Source organism: Streptomyces sp. NPDC003247 (assembly GCF_042888135.1).
Taxonomy (GTDB): domain Bacteria; phylum Actinomycetota; class Actinomycetes; order Streptomycetales; family Streptomycetaceae; genus Streptomyces.
This window is the reverse complement of the sequence record NZ_JBIAPF010000014.1, coordinates 32,808-55,670: the sequence shown is the minus strand read 5'-3', so window position 1 is coordinate 55,670 and position 22,863 is coordinate 32,808. Positions and strand designations below refer to the sequence as shown.

General features: G+C 72.2%; 19 protein-coding genes and 1 riboswitch. Of the genes, 14 read left to right on the top strand and 5 right to left on the bottom strand.

All coding sequences use genetic code 11. From position 1 onward, the window contains the following. From ACFYWQ_RS35730 to ACFYWQ_RS35720, 3 genes are all read right to left on the bottom strand, one after another. A partial coding sequence (locus ACFYWQ_RS35730) for an AMP-binding protein (RefSeq protein WP_389522495.1) occupies nt 1-487 on the bottom strand: 487 nt, incomplete at its 3' end. Further along, complete coding sequence (locus ACFYWQ_RS35725) at nt 484-738, bottom strand: acyl carrier protein (RefSeq protein WP_389522493.1); 255 nt, start codon at nt 736-738, stop codon at nt 484-486. The genes ACFYWQ_RS35725 and ACFYWQ_RS35730, both read right to left, overlap by 4 nt. Before the next feature lie 163 nt (nt 739-901). Next, entirely contained in the window at nt 902-1,705 is an 804-nt protein-coding gene (locus ACFYWQ_RS35720) for a LamG-like jellyroll fold domain-containing protein (RefSeq protein ID WP_389522491.1), read from the bottom strand. 116 nt (nt 1,706-1,821) lie between these two features. Between ACFYWQ_RS35720 and ACFYWQ_RS35715 the strand changes: the two genes are divergently transcribed. The 7 genes from ACFYWQ_RS35715 to ACFYWQ_RS35685 are packed head-to-tail and all read left to right on the top strand — an operon-like array spanning nt 1,822 to nt 9,956. After that, nucleotides 1,822-2,982, top strand: coding sequence for a glycosyltransferase family 2 protein (locus ACFYWQ_RS35715; RefSeq protein ID WP_389522489.1), 1,161 nt, complete (start codon nt 1,822-1,824; stop codon nt 2,980-2,982). Further along, a complete protein-coding gene (locus ACFYWQ_RS35710) occupies nt 2,979-3,866 on the top strand; it encodes an inositol monophosphatase family protein (RefSeq protein ID WP_389522488.1) in 888 nt (295 codons plus the stop codon). Before ACFYWQ_RS35715 ends, ACFYWQ_RS35710 begins: the two co-directional genes overlap by 4 nt. Then, nucleotides 3,863-4,936, top strand: coding sequence for an alpha/beta hydrolase (locus tag ACFYWQ_RS35705; RefSeq protein ID WP_389522487.1), 1,074 nt, complete (start codon nt 3,863-3,865; stop codon nt 4,934-4,936). Before ACFYWQ_RS35710 ends, ACFYWQ_RS35705 begins: the two co-directional genes overlap by 4 nt. Beyond that, the gene (locus tag ACFYWQ_RS35700; protein ID WP_389522485.1) at nt 4,933-5,670 is read left to right on the top strand and encodes an SDR family oxidoreductase; all 738 of its coding nucleotides are present in this window, start codon (nt 4,933-4,935) and stop codon (nt 5,668-5,670) included. Before ACFYWQ_RS35705 ends, ACFYWQ_RS35700 begins: the two co-directional genes overlap by 4 nt. A 28-nt stretch (nt 5,671-5,698) precedes the next feature. Then, on the top strand, nt 5,699-6,451 hold the full coding sequence (locus ACFYWQ_RS35695; RefSeq protein WP_389522484.1) for a class I SAM-dependent methyltransferase: 753 nt from the start codon (nt 5,699-5,701) through the stop codon (nt 6,449-6,451). Between the two features lie 56 nt (nt 6,452-6,507). Further along, nucleotides 6,508-8,199 carry an ABC transporter transmembrane domain-containing protein gene (locus ACFYWQ_RS35690; protein ID WP_389522482.1) on the top strand — a complete coding sequence of 564 codons (1,692 nt, stop codon included), beginning with the start codon at nt 6,508-6,510 and terminating at the stop codon, nt 8,197-8,199. Then, nucleotides 8,196-9,956 (top strand): ABC transporter ATP-binding protein, encoded by a 1,761-nt coding sequence (locus tag ACFYWQ_RS35685; protein ID WP_389522480.1) that lies wholly within the window; start codon nt 8,196-8,198, stop codon nt 9,954-9,956. Before ACFYWQ_RS35690 ends, ACFYWQ_RS35685 begins: the two co-directional genes overlap by 4 nt. Nucleotides 9,957-10,007: 51 nt before the next feature. On the opposite strand, the gene ACFYWQ_RS35680 is transcribed toward ACFYWQ_RS35685, so the two are convergent. Both ACFYWQ_RS35680 and ACFYWQ_RS35675 read right to left on the bottom strand, forming a co-directional pair. Next, nucleotides 10,008-10,922, bottom strand: coding sequence for an aminoglycoside phosphotransferase family protein (locus tag ACFYWQ_RS35680; RefSeq protein WP_389522478.1), 915 nt, complete (start codon nt 10,920-10,922; stop codon nt 10,008-10,010). 55 nt (nt 10,923-10,977) lie between these two features. Beyond that, on the bottom strand, nt 10,978-12,996 hold the full coding sequence (locus ACFYWQ_RS35675) for a GTP-binding protein (protein ID WP_389522476.1): 2,019 nt from the start codon (nt 12,994-12,996) through the stop codon (nt 10,978-10,980). 291 nt (nt 12,997-13,287) lie between these two features. On the opposite strand from ACFYWQ_RS35675, the gene ACFYWQ_RS35670 reads away from it, so the two are divergent. The 7 genes from ACFYWQ_RS35670 to ACFYWQ_RS35640 all read left to right on the top strand — a co-directional run bounded on the left by ACFYWQ_RS35670 (nt 13,288) and on the right by ACFYWQ_RS35640 (nt 22,860). After that, a complete protein-coding gene (locus ACFYWQ_RS35670; RefSeq protein ID WP_389522475.1) occupies nt 13,288-14,193 on the top strand; it encodes an FkbM family methyltransferase in 906 nt (301 codons plus the stop codon). A 78-nt stretch (nt 14,194-14,271) separates the two neighbouring features. After that, a complete protein-coding gene (locus ACFYWQ_RS35665) occupies nt 14,272-15,177 on the top strand; it encodes a TauD/TfdA dioxygenase family protein (RefSeq protein ID WP_389522473.1) in 906 nt (301 codons plus the stop codon). Between the two features lie 141 nt (nt 15,178-15,318). Next, nucleotides 15,319-17,895 (top strand): aminopeptidase N, encoded by a 2,577-nt coding sequence (pepN, locus tag ACFYWQ_RS35660; RefSeq protein ID WP_389522471.1) that lies wholly within the window; start codon nt 15,319-15,321, stop codon nt 17,893-17,895. A gap of 98 nt (nt 17,896-17,993) precedes the next feature. Continuing rightward, the gene (locus ACFYWQ_RS35655; RefSeq protein WP_389522470.1) at nt 17,994-18,449 is read left to right on the top strand and encodes a VOC family protein; all 456 of its coding nucleotides are present in this window, start codon (nt 17,994-17,996) and stop codon (nt 18,447-18,449) included. Between the two features lie 318 nt (nt 18,450-18,767). Continuing rightward, the gene (locus ACFYWQ_RS35650) at nt 18,768-19,592 is read left to right on the top strand and encodes a DUF427 domain-containing protein (RefSeq protein WP_389522468.1); all 825 of its coding nucleotides are present in this window, start codon (nt 18,768-18,770) and stop codon (nt 19,590-19,592) included. 217 nt (nt 19,593-19,809) lie between these two features. After that, nucleotides 19,810-19,920: riboswitch (SAM riboswitch) on the top strand. A gap of 226 nt (nt 19,921-20,146) precedes the next feature. Then, nucleotides 20,147-21,781 carry an ABC transporter substrate-binding protein gene (locus ACFYWQ_RS35645; protein WP_389522467.1) on the top strand — a complete coding sequence of 545 codons (1,635 nt, stop codon included), beginning with the start codon at nt 20,147-20,149 and terminating at the stop codon, nt 21,779-21,781. Then, nucleotides 21,778-22,860, top strand: a complete 1,083-nt coding sequence (locus ACFYWQ_RS35640) for an ABC transporter permease (RefSeq protein WP_389522465.1) — start codon at nt 21,778-21,780, stop codon at nt 22,858-22,860. The genes ACFYWQ_RS35645 and ACFYWQ_RS35640 overlap by 4 nt, the downstream gene beginning before the upstream one ends. The last annotated feature ends 3 nt before the right edge of the window (nt 22,861-22,863 follow it).

The window sequence follows — 22,863 nt, the reverse complement described above, 5'->3', positions numbered from 1 at the left end:
GGACGTCGGGGACGGCGGGGACGGCGGGGACGGCGGGGACGGCGGGGACGGCGGGGACGGCGGGGACGGCGGGGACGGCGGGGACGGCGGGGACGGCGGGGACGGCGGGGGCGGCGGAACGGCTCGTGCCGTCCAGGACCGCGGCGGGCCGGGCGGCACGGAGCATCGCCGACCGGCGTTCCCGCGGCAGGAGCGTGTCGACGAGCAGCGGCACCAGCCCCGCGGCACGGACGCCCAGGAACCGTACGACCAGTTCGGGGCCGCCGTCCGACAGGACCGCGACCGTGGTGCCGGGGTGCAGGCCCGCGGCGGCGAGGGCGTCACGGCAGGCGAGGACACCGTCCCACAGCTCGCCGTAGGTCGTCATGGACGCTCCGGCGGACACGGACACGGCCGGCGCGTCCGGGCGCTCGCGCACCACGCTCTCCACCCGGGCGACCAGCGGGCAGCCCGTTCCCGGCCGGTGCTCGTGGCGGTCGGGCGTCACGAGGCCGCTTCGGAGTCGTCGCCCAGCCGCGCGACGAGTTCCGCGTGGACGTCGAGGAGGCTCTCGGTCGCCATGATCATGAAGGTGTCGGCGTCCACTCCCCAGCGGGACCTGAGCAGGACCGCGAGACGGAAGGCTCCGATGGAGTCCCCGCCGGCTTCGTAGAAACTGCTTTCCGGGGCCACGGAGGGGACCCCGATCACCTCCGCGCAGAGCCGGGTCAGTGAGTCGACGTCGGGAAGGGACGGCATGGGCGTTTCACCTCCAGGCCGGGGCCCGCGGCCTCCGGCCGAGCGGGGACGGACAGGCGGCGGGTACCGGCGGTCACGGCGGCACCGCGGGAGCCGGCCGTGACCGGGCCGGCTCCCGCGGTGCCCGGCGCGGGCTGCGCGCCGGGCCGCGCGGACCGGCCGGTCAGGCCGGGGCGTCCTGCCGGTACAGGACCGCGGCGTCCTCGGGCGTGAGGGTTCCGGAGAAGAGCCGGACCGGGCCGATCGAACCCGGCCAGAAGTCGACCGTCTTCTCCAGCCAGGTACCGTGCCCGACCTGGAGGGGGGCCTCGGCGTGCCAGTAGGTCCAGCCCTCCGGCAGGTCCACCGTCCGCACGTCCTCGGCGCCGGGCACGAGGAGCCGGGCGGTGTGCGTCCGGGGGTCGAGGACGCCGACGAGCAGGACCCAGGTGTCGAGGGCGGAGGCGTCCACCGCGGCGGCCGACGTGGCGTGCCGCCATTCGAACGCCGAGGTCGGGCCGTCCACGGGGGAGACCGTGAAACTCCAGCGCAGGACGGCCTGTTCGGTCCCGTCCGCCCCGGTCTCCGTGAACAGCCGGGCCCCGATGTAGAAGGCGCCGTGGGAGTCGACGGCCTGGCTGACGGCGGTCCAGGCGTACTCGCCGGGCTCCGGTCGCAGCGCACCGTCGAGCGTGGCGCTGTCCAGCCGCACCCAGACGGCGACGCTGAAGCTTTCGTCGGTCCGCACGGCGGGCCCCGTGGTGGTGAGTTTCCGCCGGGCGCCGTCGAGGGCGATCCCGCCGCCCGGGAGCCAGGCGACGCCTTCCTCCGCGACGAGGGTGTGGCCGTTGCCGGAGGAGTCCGTGGCCGTGTGGCCCGCCCCCTCGTCGAACCTCCACCACGCGGTGAGGCGGTTCGGCCGGTCGGTCGTACCGACGGCTGCGGCGGACGATGCTGTGGCGGGCGATGCGTTCTGCGTGTCGGTCAAAGCAGCTCCCTGTTCGGGCCTACGGCGTGTTGACAGCCACCGGAGAGTAGGTTGCCATAGTTGCCAACCTTAGGCAATATCGACGTCGGCTTGGCACAACACGGTGAGGGGGCAGTATGCCCGGCATCAGGCTCAGCCTGGCCATTCCCTACAAGCAGCGTCTGGGCAACCTCAGGCTCGTCCTCGAGGCGCTGGCGGAGCAGACCCTGGACAGCTCCGAGTTCGAGGTGGTGGTCGGGGCCATGGAGTACTCCCCGGAGTACACCGCGCTGTGCCGCGACTTCCAGGACCGGTTGAACATCGTCTCCGTCCTCACCTCCCGGGACTTCGAGATCCCGCGCGCCCGGAACCTGGCCATGCGTCAGGCCCTCGGTGAGGTGATCGTGCAGATCGACGCCGACACGCTGCTGCCGCCGGACGCGCTGCGCAACCTCTACGACCGTCACTTCTCCTTCGGCCAGGACATCTGCGTCGTCGGACAGGTCGTCGGCTACGGCAACAACGACCGCGACGTCGACGAGGTCCGCGCCCTGCCGTACGCCCACTACCGGGACGCCCTCGCCCGGGCGGGCGACCTCGCGGCGGACCCGAAGGACCCGCGCTTCCGGGCCGAGCACGTCATCCCCTGGGCCTTCGCGTGGACCGGCCTGATCGCGCTGCGCGCGGACACCGTCCGCAGACACGGACTGTTCTTCGACGAGACCTTCCGGGGCTGGGGGGTGGACGACCTGGAGTGGGGCCACCGGATCAGCGCGAGCGGCACCCCGATCGTGCTGCGCAGCGACGTGTACGGCCTCCACCTGCCGCACACGCGGGACATGAGGGCCAATCAGCGCACGGAGAGCGCCAACTACCGCCGTTTCCTGGACAAGTGGCCGGGCCCCGACGTCGAACTCGCCCACGCCGTCGGCGATGTGGAGGCCAACCGGCTCTACCTCGACTTCCTGACAGAGCTGCGCGGGGCGGCCGGCGGAGCGGGACGGTCACTGGGGGTCGCCCGGGGCACCGCCGACGGCGCCGACGTCCTGGTCGTCGGCGCCGTCCTCGACGAGGAGGGACGGCTCGTGGACCCCGCACCGGCCGCGCTGTTCGACGGACGCGGCCCCCGGGTCAGCCGGCTCGTCGGGCTGGCGCTGCCGTACGAGGACAAGAGCGTGGCGGAGTGCCGGGTGCTGCCACCGGTGCTGGGGCTCTCCCCGAGGTACCGGGACGCCGTACGGGCCGAGGTGGACCGGGTCGCCAAGTCGGTGGTCCTGCCCGCGGAGCAGTGGAGGTGACCCAGGTCGCGCCCCCGCCCGCCGCCGTCCCCGCCGACCGGCTGCTGGCGCTCGCCCTGCGGGCCGCGCGGGCGGGCGCGGCGCAGATCGTCCGGCGCGCCGGACGATCCACCGTGGTCGGCACCAAGTCGAGCGCCACCGATCTCGTCAGTGACGCGGACCGGGCCGGCGAGGAGGCCATCCGACGCCTCGTCACCGCCGAGCGCCCGGGCGACGGCATCCTCGGCGAGGAGGGCGCCGACCGCCCGTCGGCCAGCGGACTGCGCTGGGTGGTCGACCCGCTCGACGGCACGGTCAACCACGTCTACGGCATCCCGCACATGGCGGTGAGCATCGCCTGCGAGCGGGCCGCCGGCGACGACTGGCAGCCGGTGGTCGGCGTGGTCCACGACATCACGCGCGGCGAGACGTTCACCGCGGTCGAAGGCGGCGGAGCCCACCTCGACGGAGCCGCCCTGGCGGTCAACGAAGCGGCCCCCCTGCCGCAGGCCCTGCTGGCCACCGAGTTCTCCTACGTGTCGGCGACCCGGGCGCGACAGGCGGCGCTGCTGGCCGAGGTGCTGCCGCGGGCCCGCGACATCCGCAGCACCGGCAGTTCGGCACTGGACCTGTGCTGGGTCGCCGCCGGCCGGTGCGACGGCTTCTACGAGGACGAACTCTCCCGCTGGGACTGGGCGGCGGGAGCACTCATCGTCCGCGAGGCCGGCGGCACGGTGACCACGCTGGGCACCGGAGTGCTGGCCGCCGGCCCCGCCCTGCACCGGACGCTGCGGTCCCTGCTGACCCCCCGGACCCGGGCCGCACAGGACGCACACCCCGGAGCCACCCGCCCGGCCGAAGCCCCCCACGCCCCGGCCGGCCCACCCCACGAGGAGCGACCTTGACACAGACCCGCGCCCTCCCCGGCGCCCGGAGCGGCGTCCCCGCCGACCCGGTGGCCGCGCCGGACCGGCACCGGGTGGGTCCGCCACCGCCCTTCGACCATGAACTGGCCGACCCGCTGCGATCCGTCCTGCGACGGCTCCCGATGCCGCTGACCCCCGAACTCATCCCCTCCCGACGCGCCCTCACCGCGGCCGGAAACCTCTCCGACGCGGACATCCGCCGCGACGGATCCTTCGAGATCGAGGAACGGCCGGTACCGGGCCCGGCCGACGGCCCCGACCTCACGCTGCTCATCTGCCGTCCCACGGCCACCCCCGGACCGCACGGCGTCATCTACAACACCCACGGCGGCGGCATGGTCGCCGGCAGCACCCGCACGGCCGAGCTGGCCGGTGAACTCGACCGCGCCGAGGAGTTCCAGCTGGCCGTGGTGGCCGTCGACTACCGCCTGGCCCCGGAACACCCTGACCCGGCACCCGTGGAGGACTGCTACGCCGGGCTGCTGTGGGTGGCCGAGCACGCCGTCGAGCTGGGGTTCGACCCCGGCCGGATCATCGTCAGCGGCAACAGCGCCGGCGGCGCCCTGGCGGCCGGCACCGCGCTGCTCGCCCGCGACCGCGGCGGCCCCGCGCTGCTCGGCCAGATGTTGCAGTGCCCCATGCTGGACGACCGCTGCGACGCGCCCTCCATCGCCCAGATGGCCCGCGTGGGGCTGTGGGACGGCCTGTCCGACCTCGCGGGCTGGACCGCCCTGCTCGGCGACCGCCGGGGCGGCCCCGCGGTGTCCCCCTACGCGGCTCCCGCCCGGGCGACCGACCTCACCGGCCTGCCGCCCGCCTTCATCGACGTCGGCTCGGCCGAGGCGCTGCGCGACGAGGCGATCGCCTTCGCGAGCCGGATCTGGCAGGCGGGCGGCGAGGCCGAACTCCACGTGTGGTCCGGCGCCTTCCACAGCTTCGACGAATGGGTGCCCCGGGCGGTCGTCTCCCGCTCCGCACGGGCCGCCCGTACGGCCTGGCTGCGCCGGCTGCTCGACCGGCACGCGCTGTCGACGGCGGACCAGCGGTGAGCGCGCCCCCCGTGGCACTGGTGACCGGAGCCAACAAGGGCCTGGGGAGGGAGACCGCACGGCGACTGGCCCACCACGGATACACCGTCCTGCTCGGCAGCAGGGACTTCGGCCGGGGCCTGGAGACCGCCCGCCGGCTCGCCGACGAGGGCGCCCCGGTGGTACCGGTCGAACTCGACGTCACCGAGCCCGCCAGTGTCGCCTCGGTCGCCGACCGCGTGCGCCGCGACCACGGCCGGCTCCAGGTACTCGTCAACAACGCGGGAGTCACCACCGGCACCCGCAACCTCGCCACGACCGTCACCGACATGCGCGACCTCTTCGAGGTGAACGTCTTCGGCGTCGTGGGCCTGGTACGGGCCCTGCTGCCGCTGCTGCGCGAGGCCCGCGCACCCCGCATCGTCAACGTCTCCAGCACCACCGCGTCGCTGGCGCTGACCGGCGACGGCCGGGCCATCCCGGGAGAGACGGACCGCCGCCTCGCGTACGCCAGTTCCAAGGCCGCGCTCAACATGCTCACCCTCCAGTACGCGCGGGCCTTCCAGGCGGACCCGGCCCTGGCCCACATAAAGATCAACGCGGCGTCACCGGGATTCACCGCCACGGACATGAACGGCCACCGCGGCACCCGGACCGTCGCCGAGGGAGCCCGCATCATCGTCGAGCTCGCCACCCTGCCCGACGACGGGCCGACCGGCGGCTTCTTCCACGACGAGGGCCCGCTGCCCTGGTGACATCGCACCTACGAACGGGAGAACCATCGTGAGCTGGGCGTATTCCGACCTGGTGGCCGAGGTGTACGAGTTCCACCTGCCCATCGGCTACTCCAACGGAGACGTGGAGTACTACCTCCGCGCGCTGAACGGCATCACCGGCCGCGTGCTGGAACCGGCCTGCGGGACGGGCCGGGTGCTCATCCCCCTGCTGGAGGCGGGACACCGGGCGGAAGGCCTGGACCACTCCCCGGAGATGCTGGACGTCTGCCGCAAGTACTGCCGGGAGCGCGGTCTGCCCGAACCCGCCCTGCACGCGGCCGACATGACGACCTTCGTGCGACCCGGCGCCTACGAGGCGGTGGTCGTTCCCGCGGGCTCCATCCGCAACCTCGACGGACGGGAGCCGACACTGCGGGCACTGCGCTCCTTCCACCGCTCGCTCGTGCCCGGCGGACGTCTCGTGCTCGATGTCGCGGCGCCCCGGATGGTGACGGGCCTGCCCCCCGTCGAGATCCACCAGCGCGAGCCGTACGTGTGGACCGTCCAGACGATCCGCTACGACTACGACCCCGTGGTCAACCGGACGACCCAGTTCCTCCGCTACGAGAAATGGCGCGACGGCGAGCAGGTCGTCACCGAACTGCACCGCTTCCATCTCCAGCACTGGGGGCTGGAGGAGTTCGAGGAACTCCTGACCGAGGCCGGGTTCACGGACATCCGGGTGAGCGCCGACTACCAGGAGGACGTACGGCCGGGCCCCGACAGCGGCGACTGGACGTTCCACGCCGTCAGGCCCTGAGCCCTGCCGTCACATCAGCTCCTCCAGCCGTCCCCCTCCGCGAGGTACCGCAACCGATGCGCCGTTTCCCCGAGAAGGACCCAGGAACCCCCGACCACACCTCCCCGCTGCGCTACCTCCGCCGGCTCGCCCGCACCCTGCGCCGGCAGCTCACGGCGGGTGTCCTGTACGCGGTCTGCTGCATGGGCGCCCAGGCGCTGATCCCGTACGCCGTCGGACGCGCCGTCGACACCGGAGTGACCGCCCGGGACGAGGGACGGATCGTCTTCTGGGGCGCCGTCGTGTTCGGACTGGGAGCGGTCCAGACGGTCACCGGCATACTGCGCCACCGTTACGGCATGGTCAGCCGGTTCGGCGCCGCCTATCAGACCGTGCAGGTCGTCACCCGGCACGTCACCCGGCTCGGAGCCACGCTGCACAAGCACCTGGCCACCGGAGAGGTGGTGGCCGTGGGCGTCGCCGACATCAACAGCGTCGGCAACGCCCTGAACGTCGTCCTGCGCGGTACCGCCGCCCTGGTGACGATCGGTGCGGTGGCCGCGCTGATGCTCGTCACCTCGGCGCACATGGCCCTGATCGTGCTGGTCGGCGTACCGGTCGTGGTCCTCGTGCTGGGCCTGCTGGTCCGTCCCCTGCACCGTCGCGCGGTCGGGCTGAGGGAGTCGCAGGGCCGGCTCACCACGAGGGCCGTCGACATCGTGACGGGACTGCGGGTGATCCGCGGCATCGGCGGGGAGGAGACCTTCGGGGCCCGCTACCGCGCCGAGTCGGGCGAGGTACGACGCGCGGGCGTCCGGGCCTCCCGGGTGGAGGCCCTGCTGAAGGCCGCCGAGGTGCTGCTGCCCGGGCTGCTCGTCGTCGTCATCGTGTGGCTGGGGGCGCGGGGGGTCCTCGCGGGCGAGGTGACGGCCGGCCAGCTGGTGACGTCCTACGGCTACGCCGTCTTCCTCGTCACGCCGCTCACCATCCTCATCGAGGTCATCGACAAGGCCGTCAAGGGGTACGTCGCCGCGCGCCGCGTCGTGCGCATCCTGGCCCTCGAACCGGACCTGGCCGACGGACCCGGCGACCGCGAGCCGGACGGAGCGGCCCTGGCCGACCCGGACTCGGGGCTCGTCGTGCGCGAAGGCCTGCTCACCGCCGTGGCCTGCGCGTCCCGGACGGACAGCGCCGACCTGGCCGACCGGCTCGGCCGCTACACCGACTCGGCCGTCACCCTCGGCGGCGTCGAGCTGACGCGGCTGCCGCTGGCCGACGTACGGCGCCGCATCCTCGTGGCCGACAACGACGCACGCCTGTTCTCCGGCCGGCTGCGCGATGAACTCGACCCCGGCGGACGCGGCACCGGCCTGGCCGAGGCGGTCGGGACGGCATCCGCCGCCGACGTCGTCGACGTGCTCCCCGACGGCCTGGACACCGTGATCGCCGGCGGCTGGGAGCTCTCCGGCGGGCAGCAGCAGCGGCTCCGCCTGGTCCGGGCCCTCATGACCGACCCGGAGACCCTGGTCCTGGTCGAGCCGACGAGCGCCGTCGACGCCCACACCGAACAGCGGGTGGCCCGCCGGCTGCGGGCCGGCCGCAGCGGCCGGTCCACCGTCGTCTTCACCACCAGCCCGATCCTGCTCGGCCAGGCGGACCACGTGGCATACGTCGAGGCCGGGCGGGTCGTCGCCCAGGGGCGACACCGGGAACTGCTCACCGATCCCCGCTACGCCTCGGTCGTCACCCGAGAGGACACCGGCCGATGAGCCTGCCCGTCGCCTCCGCCAAGGAGGTCCGCGCCCACACCGCCGCACTGCTCGTACGCCACCGCCGGCAGTTCCTCGCCGCGCTGGGGCTGCACTGCCTCGCCGCCGCGGCGGCCCTGGTGCCGCCCTGGCAACTGGGCGGCCTGGTCCACCGGATGCGTGACGGCTCGGCGGACGTCGCCGCCACGGTCCTCGTCATCCTGGCGTTCATCACCGCCCAGGCGGCCCTGCTGCGCTGCGCGGTCCTGGCGGCCTCCCGGCTGGGCGAGACGATCCTCGCCGAACTGCGGGAGGACTTCGTCGCACGGATCCTGAGGCTGCCGCTGTCCACGGTGCAACGGGCCGGCACCGGCGACCTGGTCACCCGGACCAGCCTGGACGTGGCCGGCCTGTCGTACGCGGTGCGGTGGGCGGTGCCGGAGGCGGTGACCGCACTGCTGGCACTGGTCTTCACCCTCGGCGCCCTGGTCCTGGCAAGCCCGCTGCTGGTGCTGCCCTGCCTGCTTCCGGTCCCCGTCCTGTGGGTGATCGCCCGCTGGTACCTCGCCCGCGCGCGCGACGGATACCTGCGCGCGGGCGCCTCCTACTCCCGCATCACCGAAGGCCTGACCGAGACCGTGGAAGGGGCCCGCACGATCGAGGCGCTGGGCGTCCACCGCCGCCGGATCGACCGCACCGACCAGGACATCGAGGGCTCCTACCGGGCGGAGCGGTACACGCTCGGACTGCGCACGGTGCTCTTCCCGGCGGCGGAGATCAGTTACATGTTCCCCGTCGCGGCCACCCTCGTCACCGGAGGCCTGCTCTACGCGCACGGGCAGGTGTCGCTCGCCGCCGCGACCACCGCGGTCCTCTACACCCAGCAACTGGTCGATCCCCTGGACCGGCTCCTGCCCTGGCTGAACGAACTCCAGGCCGGCGGCGCCTCCCTGGCCCGTCTGCTCGGCGTCCGGGCACCGGACGACACCCCTGGTCCGCCCCGTGAGCGGGCACGCGCCGTGCGCAGGCCGCTGCGGGGCGAACGGCTGGTGGTGAGCGGGGTGAGCTTCTCCTACCGGGACGGCCGGGACGTCCTGCGCGACCTGGGCCTGGTCGTCGAGCCGGGGGAGCGGCTGGCGATCGTCGGGCCGTCCGGGGCGGGCAAGTCCACGCTCGGCCGGCTGCTGGCGGGGATCCACCGGCCGCGGACCGGCAGCGTGGCGATCGGCGGGGTGCCGGTCACCGACCTGCCCCTGGAGGAGCTGCGCGGCGAGATCGCGCTGGTCACCCAGGAACACCACGTCTTCCGCGGGACGCTCCGGGAGAACCTGGTGTTCGCGAAGCCGTCGGCCACCGACGAGGAGACCGCTGCCGCGCTGAAGATCGTCGACTGGCCCGAGGAGTTCGGACTCGACACACCGCTGGGCCCGGGAGGCGTCGACCTGCCGCCCGCCCAGGCCCAGCAACTCGCCCTGGCCAGGCTGGTCCTCGCCGATCCGCACACCCTCGTGCTCGACGAGGCCACCTCGCTGCTCGACCCCCGTACCGCCCGCCGGCTGGAGCGTTCCCTGGCCGCCGTCCTCGCGGACCGCACCGTCATCGCGATCGCGCACCGGCTGCACACGGCCCACGACGCCGACCGGGTGGCGGTCATGGAGGAGGGCCGGATCACCGAGATCGGTCCGCACGACGAACTCGTCGCCGCGGGCGGCACCTACGCCGCCCTGTGGGCCTCCTGGCACGGCACGGACCGGTCCGGCCCGCAGCGGGCAGGATGACCGTCGGGGCCCGCAGCGGGCAGGCTGACCGTCCCGGCTCCGCGCGCCGGCTCAGACGCCGGCGTCGCGGTGGTCGGCCAGCACCTCCTCGATCACCCGGCGGGCACGGGCGGCGATCACCGGGTTGGTGTCCCGGTAGTAGGGCAGCTGGATCAGGGCGATGGACAACGCCCAGCCACGCCCCCGCTCCCAGGCTGCCGCGTCGGTTCCCACGGCTGTGCGGAACACCTCCCGCACGGGGGCGGGGAACAGCTCCCACGCCACGCTGAGATCGACCGCCGGATCACCCACGCCCAGGCCGCCGAAGTCGACGACGGCGGCGAGCCGGCCGTCGTGGAAGAGCAGGTTGCCCGAGGACAGGTCGCCGTGCACCCACACGCCCGGACCCTGCGGGAGCTGCGCCCCCAGGGCCACGTCCCAGGCCTCGGTGACGGCGGCGGTGTCGACCTCGTCCCGCAGTTCCGCGATCGCCTTCCGGGTGGCGGCGTCGCGGTCGGCGAGGGGGACGCCCCGGCCGAAGTTGTGCGGGCCGGGCGCGGGGCCGCCGCTCGGATCGATCCGGTGCAGCGCCGCGACGAACCCGGCCAGATCGACCGCTGTCCGACGGACGTCGGGGATGTCCTCGACGGCCACGTTCCGGCCCTCGAGCCAGCGGTAGACGGACCAGTGCCACGGGTAGCCCTCGCCGGGCGCTCCCTTGCCGAGCGGGAGCGGCACGGGCAGCGGCAGCGACGGGGCCAGCTTCGGCAGCCACCGCTGCTCCTTGTCCACCTGGCCGGTGGCGGAGGGGATGCGGGGCAGCCGTACGGCCTTGTCCGCCCCCAGCCGGTAGATGGCGTTGTCCGTTCCCGCGGAGTCGACCGGCGTCAGGGGAAGATCCGCCCACCGGGGAAACTGAGCGGCGAGCAACCGGCGCACGACGAAGACGTCGAGGTCCACTTCGTCGGCGTGCATCCTGCCGGACATGAACACCCTTCCTGGTAGGGGTCGATCGGCCCGCCGTCCTGGTGGACGGCGGGAGCTATGCGTCCTCCCGGTCGCCGGGTACCCGGCGCACGACCTGGAGGAGGTAGTTCTTGCGGTGCAGGGGGTCGGGACCGGAGCGCGGGCGGACGGGGATGTCCCCGCGGACCTCGCGGTAGTGCGCGAAGACGCACTCCAGTACGCCCTCGCCGCTGGTCAGCGCCGGGAGTTGGCGTTCCAGCGCGTGCACCGAGGCGGCCGGGATCTCGCCCTCCACCACGGACGAGGAGCCCCGGGCCGTCGACGTCCGGGGGACGGCGCGCAGACGGGAGAGAACGGGCAGCACCGCGCGGTAGGTGTCCGTGGGGATGTCGAGGTGGAAGCGGAGGACCGGTTCGCAGACCTGGGTGCCGGCCTGTTCCAGCGCGTTCATCAGGACCAGCGGCGTCAGGTTGCGGAAGTCTCCCGCGGTGCTGGACATGCTCTTGTCGAAGGTGCCGTGGGAGTGGCTCTGCCGTGCCGCGTACCCCGAGTGCGTCATGGTGACCGTGCAGTCGGTGACCTGCCATCCCCGCAGGCCCTGCTGGAGGGTGAGGTGGACGGTCTCCTCGACCGCCTTCATGAACGCGGCCGGCAGGGAACCGAGTTCGACCTCCCGGAGGAACCCCACGCCACTGCCCACCGGCGCCGGCTCGATGCGCAGGCCGACCGTGGCGAGGAAGGGATTGGAGTCGCCGTGGAGGATCTCGGCGGCCGTGCCCGTGCCCACGGGGCGTTCGATGTGACGGGTCGTCGTCTCGTGGAAGACGGCCTCGACGCCGAAGTCCTCGGCCAGCGTCGCCTGGATGACCTCCTTCTGCACTTCTCCGTAGAGCGAGAGGGACATCCGGTGCCCCAGCTCGTCCTGGTGCAGGTCGATCAGCGGATCCTGCTCGGCCAGCTGTGTGAGCGCGCTGTGCAGCCGGCCCCTGTCGGCCGCCCTGCGCGGGGTGACGACGGTCTCCAGGGTCGGCGGGGCGAAGTGCCGCCGGGGGGCGGACACGGCGTCCGGGTCGCCGATCGTGTCACCGACCCGGATGCCGCCGAGCCCCCACAGCCTGCCGATCTGACCCGCGCGGATCGACTCGCCCGGCAGGTCGCGCCCTTGGCCGAACACGCCGACCGCGGTGACCTTCCCCTCGCCGGCCGAGTCGGCGGGGCCGTACCGCAGCCGGTCGCGTAACCGCACCGTGCCCGAGAACACGCGCACGTAGGCGATCTTCTCCCCGGCGGGCCCCCGCTCGATCTTGAAGACGGTGCCCGAGAGCGGTCCGTCGGCGTCCCCGCGGGCCGACGGCAGTAACTCGGTGATGCCGGTGAGCAGTTCCGCCGTTCCGGCACCCGTGATCGCCGAACCCCAGAACACGGGGTGGACCAGGGCGTTTCGCGTCTGCCGGGCGAGTTCGTCGCGGAGAAGGGGGTGGGGGAAGTCCTTCTCCCCGTCGAGGTAGGCGGCGAGGAACGCGTCGTCGTGGTCGGCCAGCAGGTCGGCCAGCGCGGAGGTGAAGACGGCGTCGTCCCCCGCGTGGGGTACCACACGTGCCTCACGGGTGCCCAGGCCGTCGACCCGTGCCATGGAGAGGACCGACGCGGACAGCTTGTCGGCGATGCCGTCCAGCAGCGTCGTGTACCGGGCGCCCCGGCGGTCGACCTTGTTGACGAAGACGAGGGTGGGGATGCGCAGTCGCCGCAGGGCCCGCATCAGCACCCGGGTCTGCGCCTGCACGCCCTCCACCGCGGAGACGACCAGGACGACGCCGTCGAGGACGTCCAGGACGCGCTCCACCTCGGCGATGAAGTCGGGGTGCCCGGGCGTGTCGATCAGGTTGACCGTGGTGCCGTCGACGTCGAAGGAGGCGACCGCGGCCTTGATGGTGATGCCACGCTGCCGTTCCAGGGCCAGGGAGTCGGTGCGGGTGTCGCCCTTGTCGACGCTGCCGACCGCGTCGATGACGCCGGCCGCGTACAGCAGCCGCTCGGTCAGGCTCGTCTTGCCGGCGTCGATGTGTGCCAGGATGCCGAGGTTCAGGACGCGCACAGGGGTCAGGTCCTCCGCCAGGTCTCGGACCCCGCCGGGGCCGGCGCCGACCGTGCCTGTACAGCCACATCGCCTCCGTCGGTCGACCGTCGTCGGGTCAGTGCAGCAGCTTTTGCCGAATATGGCAAATCACTTTCCCGGCTCCTGTTGGCAATTAAGTTGCCAAAGTTTCAGGTGTCGTGGCAACATTGGGGAGGCGGGTTCCGCCGTTGACGCGCCACGGGCGTCGGGCCGCCGAGGAGAGGTCCTCGTCCAGCAGGCTCCCCATTCGCTCGGAGGTACCCGACCGCCATGCCATCCGTCCGGCAGTCCCTCGTCGCCTCTGTCACCCGCCGCTACCCCTTCTACAGCGGCTGCGGAACGCTGGCCAACCGCGACTGGGTGCAGCGACTCGCCGGCACCAGCGCCGAAGTGGCGTGGGGCAAGGTACCCGGCGGGTACCGGGTGCGCGCCCCGCTGGACGACTATCTCGGCCGGGCGGTGTTCTACGTCGGCGAGAACGACGCCAAGATCACATGGGCGTGCTCCCGGCTGGTCCGCCCCGGCGACACCGTCCTGGACATCGGCGCCAACATCGGGCTCGTCACCTTCGCGCTCTCCGCGATGGTCGGACCGTCCGGAGCCGTCCACGCCTTCGAACCCCTGCCCCGCCTGCACGACCTCATCGACCAGGCCATCGCGCGCAACCGGGTCACCAACGTCACCCTGCACCCGTTCGCGCTGGGTGAGAGCGAGAGCCGTCTCGCCCTCACGGTGCCGGACGGCCACGCGGCCGCGTCCTCGTTCGTGGCGGAGCGCAGCCCCCACGGCAGTGACGACGTCGACGTCGAGGTGCGCCCCCTGTCCGATGTCCTCGCCGCGCGCCCGATCGGCCCCATCCGGCTGGTGAAGATCGACGTCGAGGGGTTCGAGACCGAGGTGCTGCGTGGCGCCGAGAGGTACTTCGCCGACCACCCGCCGTACGCGATCCTCTTCGAGTTCGACGCCCCCGGCCCCGATCCGCGCCACCACCCCGTGCTGCGGCTGCTGGACCGGCTGGGCTACGGCTTCCTCGGTCTGCCCAGGAAATACGTGCGCATGCGGGCCCGGCGGCTGGACCTCCGGACCGCGCGGCGGGAGGAGTTCACCCACGACATCCTGGCCGTCCGCCGTGGCGGCGACTACGAGGAGGCAGCACGCCTGACGCGTGCGCTGTGACCCTCGTGCCGCCCACCGTGGTCGGGCGCCGCCCGGGACCCGCGCCGGAAGGCCGTCACCAGTCAGGAGAACATCACCATGAAGAAACTGCCGCGTCGCCTCCCGCCCGGAGTGGACATCGTGAGGCTGGCGGGGAACATCGGCGCCGAGATCAGGGGCGTCGACACGACGGGGCCGCTCGACGAGGAGGTGGTGGCCACGGTCCGGGCCGCACTGCTGGCGTACAAGGCGGTGTTCCTGCGCGACCAGGCACTGACCTATGCCGGCCAGGTGGCGTTCGCGCGCCTGCTCGGCGACCTGACGCTCGGACACCCGATCTTCGAGGCGCCGGGCGACAAGCCCCACCTCAGGGAGATCGACTCCGCGGACGGCACCCGTGCCAACCACTGGCACACCGACCTCACCTTCCTCGACCGTCCTCCCGCCTTCTCCCTGCTGCACAGCGTGGTGGTGCCGCCGGTGGGCGGTGACACCCTGTGGGCGAACACCGCCAGCGCCTACGCCGACCTGCCCCCCGAACTGCGCGACCTGGCCGACCGGTTGAGGATCGTGCACAGCAACGACTCCGACTACACCGCCGCCACCGTCGTGACGGCACACCGGGACTTCGTCTCGACCGTGTACGAGGCGGAGCATCCGGCCGTCCGGGTGCACCCCGAGACCGGCGAACGCAGCCTGCTGCTGGGCGGCTTCGCCCGCTCGGTGGCGGGACTGGAGCCGCAGGCGTCGCGCGATCTGATCAGGGTCCTCCAGGACCACGCGACCAGGCCCGAGCACACGGTGCGATGGCGGTGGCGCCCCCACGACCTGGCGATCTGGGACAACCAGGCGACCCAGCACTACGCGATCTTCGACTACGGCGGCGAACACCGCCGGGGCGAGCGCGTCACGGTCGCCGGCCCGGCCCCCGTCGGAGTGGACGGCCGCGTCGGCGTGACCCTGCGCGGCGACGCGTCGCGCTACCACACCGGTGAAGCGGCCTGAGCCGGCCGATCACCGAGCCGCCAGACCACCGAGCCGCCAGACCACCGAGCCGCCCGACGGCGACCGAGAGCGGGTGAAGCCGGCCGAAGAGCCAGAAAACCACCGGAACCACCGGAACCCACCGTAAGGAGTCCACAGCACGTGCCCGGGACGAACCTGACACAGACCGAGGCAGAACACCGCGCGGCCCTCGTCACAGTGGAGTCCTACGAGATCGGCCTCGACCTGACCCGCGGCGAGCGGACCTTCGGCTCGACGACGACCGTCCGCTTCTCCGCCGTTCCCGGGGCGGCGACCTTCATCGACCTGATCGCCGAAGGTCCGGTCCACGAGATCACCCTGAACGGCCACCGTCTGGACCCGGCGGAAGTCCACGCCGACGCACGGATCTCTCTCTCCGGCCTGCAAGCCCACAACGTCCTCACCGTGCGGGCCGACTGCCCGTACAGCCGCACCGGCGAAGGGCTGCACCGGATGGTCGACCCCGTCGACGGAGGCGTGTACCTGTACACGCAGTTCGAGGTCGCCGACGCCCGGCGGGTGTTCGCCCACTTCGAACAGCCCGACCTCAAGGCGTCCTTCCGGTTCACCGTCGTCGCACCGGACGAGTGGACGGTCTTCTCCAACTCCCCGACACCGCCGCCGCAACCGTGGGGACGGGGACGGTCACGATGGTCGTTCGCCCCCACGGAACGGCTCCCCGGGTACGCGACCGCCCTGGTGGCCGGGGACTACCACACCGTCCGACAGGACTTCGTGACCACGGACGGCACGGTCGTCCCGATGGCCGTCGCCAGCCGCCGGTCACTGGCGTCCCACCTGGACACCGACGAGATCTTCGACATCACGGGCCGGGGCATCGACTACTTCCAGGAACTGTTCGGCCACCGCTACCCCTTCGCCAAGTACGACCAGATCTTCGTCCCCGAGTTCAACGCCGGCGCCATGGAGAACGCGGGCTGCGTCACGATCGGCGAACACCTGGTCTTCCGCTCCAAGGCCCTGGACGCCGACCACGAGCGGCGCGCGGACACCCTGCTCCATGAACTGGCCCATATGTGGTTCGGCGACCTCGTCACCATGCGCTGGTGGAACGACCTCTGGCTCAACGAGGCCTTCGCCAGCTACGCCTCCCTGCGCTGCATGGAACGGACGACCCGATGGCACGACGCCTGGACCTCGTTCGTCACCGTGCGGAAGAACGCGGCCTACCACCAGGACCGGCTGCCCTCGACCCACCCGGTGGCGGCCACCATCCGCGATCTGGAGGACATCTACACCAACTTCGACGGCATCACCTACGCCAAAGGCGCCTCGGTCATCGGACAGCTCGCCGCGTACATCGGGGACGAGGCGTTCCTGTCCGGACTGCGCACCTACGTCGCACGGCACGCATGGGGCAACGCGACGCTGACCGATCTGCTCGACGCCCTGCGGACCGCGAGCGGACGGGACCTGCGCGCCTGGTCCCGGGCATGGCTGGAGACGGCCGGCGCCGACACCCTGCGCCCCGTGGCCGCACTCGACCGGCAAGGACGGTACGCCTCCTTCGAGATCGTCCGGGAGGCGCCGGCCGACCGTCCGGCGCCGCGCTCGCACCGTGTCGCGATCGGGCTGTACCACCAGGACACCACCGGCTCCCTGAGCCTCACCCGGCGGATCGCGGCGGACATCGACGGGCCCCGCACGGTGGTCCCCCGGCTCATCGGGGAACCACCACCGGACCTGGTGCTGGTCAACGACGGCGACCTGACGTACACGCACCTGCGCTTCGACGACCGTTCGCTGCGGACCCTGTCCGCGGCGGGGGCCGACTTCACCGCACCGCTGCCCCGCGCGCTGACCATGGGCGCGCTGACCGACATGATGGAGAACGCCGAGATCAGGGCGAGCGACTACGTCGCGGTCGCCATGCGGACGGCCCGCAGGGAATCCGACACGGAAGCCCTTCGCTCGCTGCACCGCCGTGTGCACTCCGCCATCGAACTCTTCGCCGCGCCCTCCCGCCGTTCCCGGCTGGCAGCCGAGTGGGCCGCTCTGGCCCACTCGGCGCTGCTGGCCGCACCACCGGGAAGCGACGCACAGGTGCTCTGGCTCGACGCCTTGTGCGACACGGCCGAGAACGCCGAGCAGCTCACTTTCCTCACCCGGCTCCTGCGCGGCCACGAGGCTCTCGACGGACTGCCGATCGACACCGGGCTGAGGTGGTCCGTCCTCCGCCGGCTGGCGGCCACCGGGTGGGCCGGCGGAGCCGAGATCGATGCCGAAGCGGACCGGGACCCGACGGCCGACGGCCTGCGGTACGCCGCCGCGGCCCGTGCCGCCATGCCCCGCGCCGAGGCCAAGGCCGCGTCCTGGGCCCGGATGACCGGGGGCGAGAGTCCGTCGAACGAGATGCTGGTCGCACTGAGCCGAGGTTTCCAGCAGTACGGCCAGGAAGAACTGCTGCGGCCCTACGCCGGGGAGTTCTTCGCGACGATCTCCGAGCTCTGGGCACGACGCACCCCGCAGATGGCACGACTCCTGGCCGGGGGGACGACGAAGACCCCGGGCCTCTATCCGATCACGGTCGTCGACCACGGTGTCGTCGTCGCCGTCGACACCCTGCTGGCCCGCGACGAGCGGTCCGTTCCGGCCGGGCTGCGCAGGACGCTGTCGGAACGCCGGGACGGAACCCGGCGTGCCCTGCGGGCCCGGCGGCTCGATGCCACCGGGTGACGGCAACGGACCGCACCGCCGGCGACCGGACCGGAGCCCACAGGACTCTCCGCCCTTGCGGGCAGGACGGGGCTGACGCCCTCGAAAGGCAGCGTGACATGACGACGATCGGTCTCGGCAGCGCGGGACTCAACGTCACCGACCTCGACCGCTCCCTCGCCTTCTACCGACGGGCGCTGGGCTTCGACCTGATACGGGAATCGACCGACGAGACACATCGCTTCGCCCACCTCGGGCTCGACGGCGTCGTGCTGCTGACGCTCTGGCAGCAGGGCACGGCGGGCTTCGCGGCCGACCGGGCGGGACTGCACCACCTGTCCTTCGAAGTGCCCTCGCTGGACGACTTGCACGCCGTGGAGGCCGGGCTGCGGGCGGCGAGCGTGCCGATCCGTGAGGAGCGCGGCGCCACGAACGGTACCGCGGCGACGGGACAGGTGTTCTTCAAGGACCCCGACGGTATCCGGCTGGAGATCTACACCGAAGACCCACGGGCGCGTGGATCCGCCTCCGACCTGCCTCGATGCGGCTTCTACGAGGAACTGCCCGACCGCTGAGACCGCCGTGCGTGTCCCCGGCCCACCCCGCGACGCCCGGAAACGCGCGCCCTGCCGCGTTCTCCGCCCACTACCACCGGTCGACACCGGCGATGCCCTCCAGCAGGGTCAGGCTCTCGGGACGGGGCGCGGCCGCCTGGACGTACCGGCCCGGCCCGGGCCCGTTGCTCAACCCGTGTCGGTGGGGGAGCGCGCCCGCAATACCGTCGACGATTGTCTGAGGGTGTTCGGCCGCCCCGAACAGATCGCCGCGTGGCGCGAGAAACCGCGCCCACCTCGCCGACGTCACCGGGTGAGCAAGGAGAAGGAGAGCCGCTCATGACCACGTTCCCCACCGCGCGCGCCGTACGGACCACCCCCGAAGGCCTCCTGTGGGAGCCCGGCGAGCGCTGGGTGCGCGGCCGCAAGGGTGACCTCACCGTCGTCGACAGCCGGCATCCCGTCCTCGTGTGGGAACCCGGAGTGCCCGTCCCGCTGTACGCCTTCCCGCGCGAGGAGGTCCGTACGGACCTGCTCCGCCCGGCGAAGAACCCCCCGACGGGCACGCACACCGGATCGCAGATCTTCTACGACCTCGAAGCCGGCGGCGAGCTGCTGGAGAACGCGGCCTGGACGTTCCCCGCCGCCGACCTGGCCGGGCACATCGCCTTCGAGTGGTTCCGGCGCGTCGGCCGGGGCCTGGACCACTGGTACGAGGAGGAGGAAGAGATCTTCGTCCACCCCCGCGACCCGCACAAGCGGGTGGACGCCATCCCCAGCAGCCGCCACGTCCGGGTCGAGATCGGCGGCACGGTCGTCGCCGACACCCACCGCCCCGTGCTGCTCTTCGAGACCGGCCTGCCGACGCGCTACTACATCCCGCCCGAGGACGTCCGCCTGGACCTGTTCGAACCGACCGACCACAGCACCGGCTGCCCCTACAAGGGGACCGCCACGTACTGGTCGTGGCGGGGCGGGACCGGTGACCCCGGCGTCCCGCCGAACGTCGTCTGGAGCTATCCCGAGCCACTGCCCGCGGTCGGCGCCGTCACCGGGCTCCTCGCGTTCTACAACGAGGCCGTCGACATCACCGTGGACGGCGAACGGCTGGAGCGCCCCGTCACCCCGTTCACCACGGCGCTCGCCGCGCGGCCGCCGGCCTGACGGCACCGGTCGCGGTGATCACGGGCGCCGCCTCCCGGGTACCTGGGGCCACCACGCGGCGAAGGCGGCCGTGACCAACCTCGTGCGGGCCACGGCCGTCGATGGGAGGGGCCTGCCCCCGCCGTCCGGCGCGGAGAACGGCCGCCCTGCCCGCGCACACCGTCCCGGCAAAGCCACTGCTTGACGCCGGGAGAAGCGTCGATCTACGGTGAGCGCGAGCCACGAGTTCCGGTGATCAAGCCCTGGCTGGCCGGACGGCAACCCTCGACGCAGTGGGGTGCCCCCAGGTGACGGCTCGGCGGATGTTCCTGTTCTGCAAGTGCGTTCCCCCGGCCCGAGGGCCGACGACATCCCTGGGAGGACGGCGTGGCAACCGGCCTCGTGCTGTGCTCCCGACGCCATGTCGATCTGCTGCTGGTCTGCAGCTGCCTCTGTCACAGCTGACCTGACCCGTTTTCGCTCCTCACCCTCACCTTTCACACGAGCGTGCGCGCGGCACACCCTGTCCGCCGCGCCCCGTTCGTGTCTCCTTCATGCGGAAGCAGAGACCAGCCATGGCACAGCACAGCACTGTCAGAACGTTCCGGCCCCTGGGCGCCCTCACCCTCGGCACGGCCGTCCTGGTGGCCCTGACCGGCTGCACGAGCACCAAGAGCTCCGCCGGCTCCGACGGCGCGACGATCACCGTCGGTACGACGGACCAGGTCACCAGCCTCGACCCGGCGGGCGCCTGGGACGCGGGCTCCGGCACCATCGAGAGCGAGGTCTACGCCACGCTGCTCAGCGTGAAGAACGGCGCCACGGAGGTCTCCCCGGATCTGGCCACCGGGATCGAGCTGACGGCGCCCAAGGAGTACACGGTGACCCTCGGGGAAGGGCTGAAGTTCGCCAACGGGCACCAACTGACGTCCTCCGACGTCAAGTTCAGCCTCGACCGCATCGTGAAGATAGCCGACGAGAACGGCCCGTCGTCGCTCCTCTACAACCTCGCCTCCGTCGCCGCGCCGACACCCACGACCGTCGTCTTCACCCTCAAGTCCGCCAACGACACCCTGTTCCCGCAGGTGCTGTCCACCGCGGCCGGCTACATCGTCGACGAGGAGGTCTTCCCCGCCGACAAGATCCTCGACGACAAGGCCATCGTCGCCGGGAAGCCCTGGAACGGGCCGTACGGCATCACGAGCTACGACAAGAACTCGCTGGTCTCCTTCACCGCCAACAGCGCCTACGGCGGCCGGCTGGGCACCCCGAAGACGAAGAACGTCCAGCTCAAGTACTACACGGACGCGAGCAACCTGAAGCTCGACGTCCAGCAGGGCACCGTCGACGCCGTCTACCGCACCCTCACCACCGCCGACCTCGACGACCTGTCCGAGAAGAAGAACATCAAGGTCCACACCGGCTCCGGCAACGGCATCCGTTTCATCGTCTTCGACTTCCAGACGCAGCCGTACGGCACCAAGACCGAGAACGCCGACGCGGCCAAGGCCCTGGCCGTCCGGCAGGCCGTCGCCGACTCCGTCGACCGGGCCCAGCTCGCGCAGCAGGTCTACAAGAACAGCTACCAGCCGCTGTACAGCTCGGTGCCGGACGGACTCACCGGTGCCACCGACTCCTTCAAGTCGCTCTACGGCGACAAGAAGGGCGGCCCCGACAAGGCCGCGGCCGCCGCACGGCTGAAGGCGGCGAAGGTGACCACCCCCGTCACCCTCAACCTCCAGTACAACAGCGACCACTACGGCTCGTCCTCGGCGGACGAGTACGCGCTGGTCAAGTCCCAGCTCGAAGCCACCGGACTGTTCAAGGTGAACCTCCAGTCCACCGAGTGGACCCAGTACGGCGAGGACCGCATCAAGCACCTCTACCCGCTCTACCAGCTCGGCTGGTACGCCGACTACCTGGACGCGGACAACTACCTCTCGCCCTTCTACTCGGCCAACACCTGGGTCGCCAACGGCTACTCCGACCCGGCCGTACGCGAGCTGATCCAGAAGGAGGAGACCGAGACGGACCCGGCGAAGCGCACCGACCTGCTCCAGCAGGCCCAGGACAAGGCCGCGGCGTCGGTACCGCTGCTCCCGCTGCTCCAGGGGTCCACCGCGATCGTCACCCGCACCGACATCAGCGGTGTGCCCGACGAGCTGAACAGCGCCTACACGTTCCGCTGGGCAGGACTCGCGAAGAAGTGAGCGCCCTGACGCAGGACACCCCCGGCGCCGTCGCCCCTCCCGCCGACGGCGCCGCCGGGTACGGACTCGCCCGCTACCTGGTGGTCCGCTTCCTCCTCATCATCCCCACCGTGTTCATCCTGGTCAGCCTGGTCTTCTTCCTGATGCGCGCCACCGGCGACCCGATCAGCGCCGCGCTGGGCGACCGGCTCACCCCCGACCAGCTCCAGGCGAAACTGCACCAGGCGGGCTACGACCGGCCGCTGCTCACCCAGTACCTGGACTACCTGACGTCCCTGGCGAGCGGCGACTTCGGCCGCACCGTCACCGACAACGAACCGGTGACCCACGTACTGGGCACCTACGGCGCCGCCACCGTCGAACTCTCCTTCTACGCCCTCGCCGTCGCCCTCGTCGTGGGCGTCCCCCTGGGCATGGTGGCGGCCTCCTGCCGGGACCGCGCGCCCGACGCCGTGCTGCGGCTGTTCGCCGTCCTCACCTACGCCACCCCCGTGTTCTTCGTGGGACTGCTGCTGAAACTCGTCTTCGCGATCCAGCTCGGCTGGCTGCCCGCGTCCGGCCGGGCGAGCACCGACGTCCAGCTCTTCCTCCAGAACCAGACCAGCACGACCGGCCTCTACCTCGTCGACGCCCTGCGCAGCGGTGACCCCGCGGCCCTCGCCGACGTCCTGGAACACGCCGTACTGCCCGGCCTGGCACTGGGTCTGCTCGTCGCGGGCATCCTGCTGCGCCTGGTCCGCACGAACCTCATCGGCACCCTCTCCGCCGGCTACGTCGAAGCCGCCCGCTCCCGTGGCGTGGCGCCCTTCCGGCTGGTCACCCGGCATGCCACCCGGCCCGCCCTGATCCCGGTCGTCACCGTCCTGGGGCTCCAGGTCGCCGGACTGCTCGGCGGAGCCGTACTGACGGAGATCACCTTCGAGTGGAAGGGCCTCGGCTACGAACTCGCCCACTACCTGACCGTGCGCGACTTCCCGGCGGTGCAGGGAATCGTGGCCCTGTTCGCCGTCGTGGTGGCGGTGACGAACTTCCTCGTCGACGTCGTCGCCGCCCTGATCGACCCCCGAGTGAGGTACTGAGCC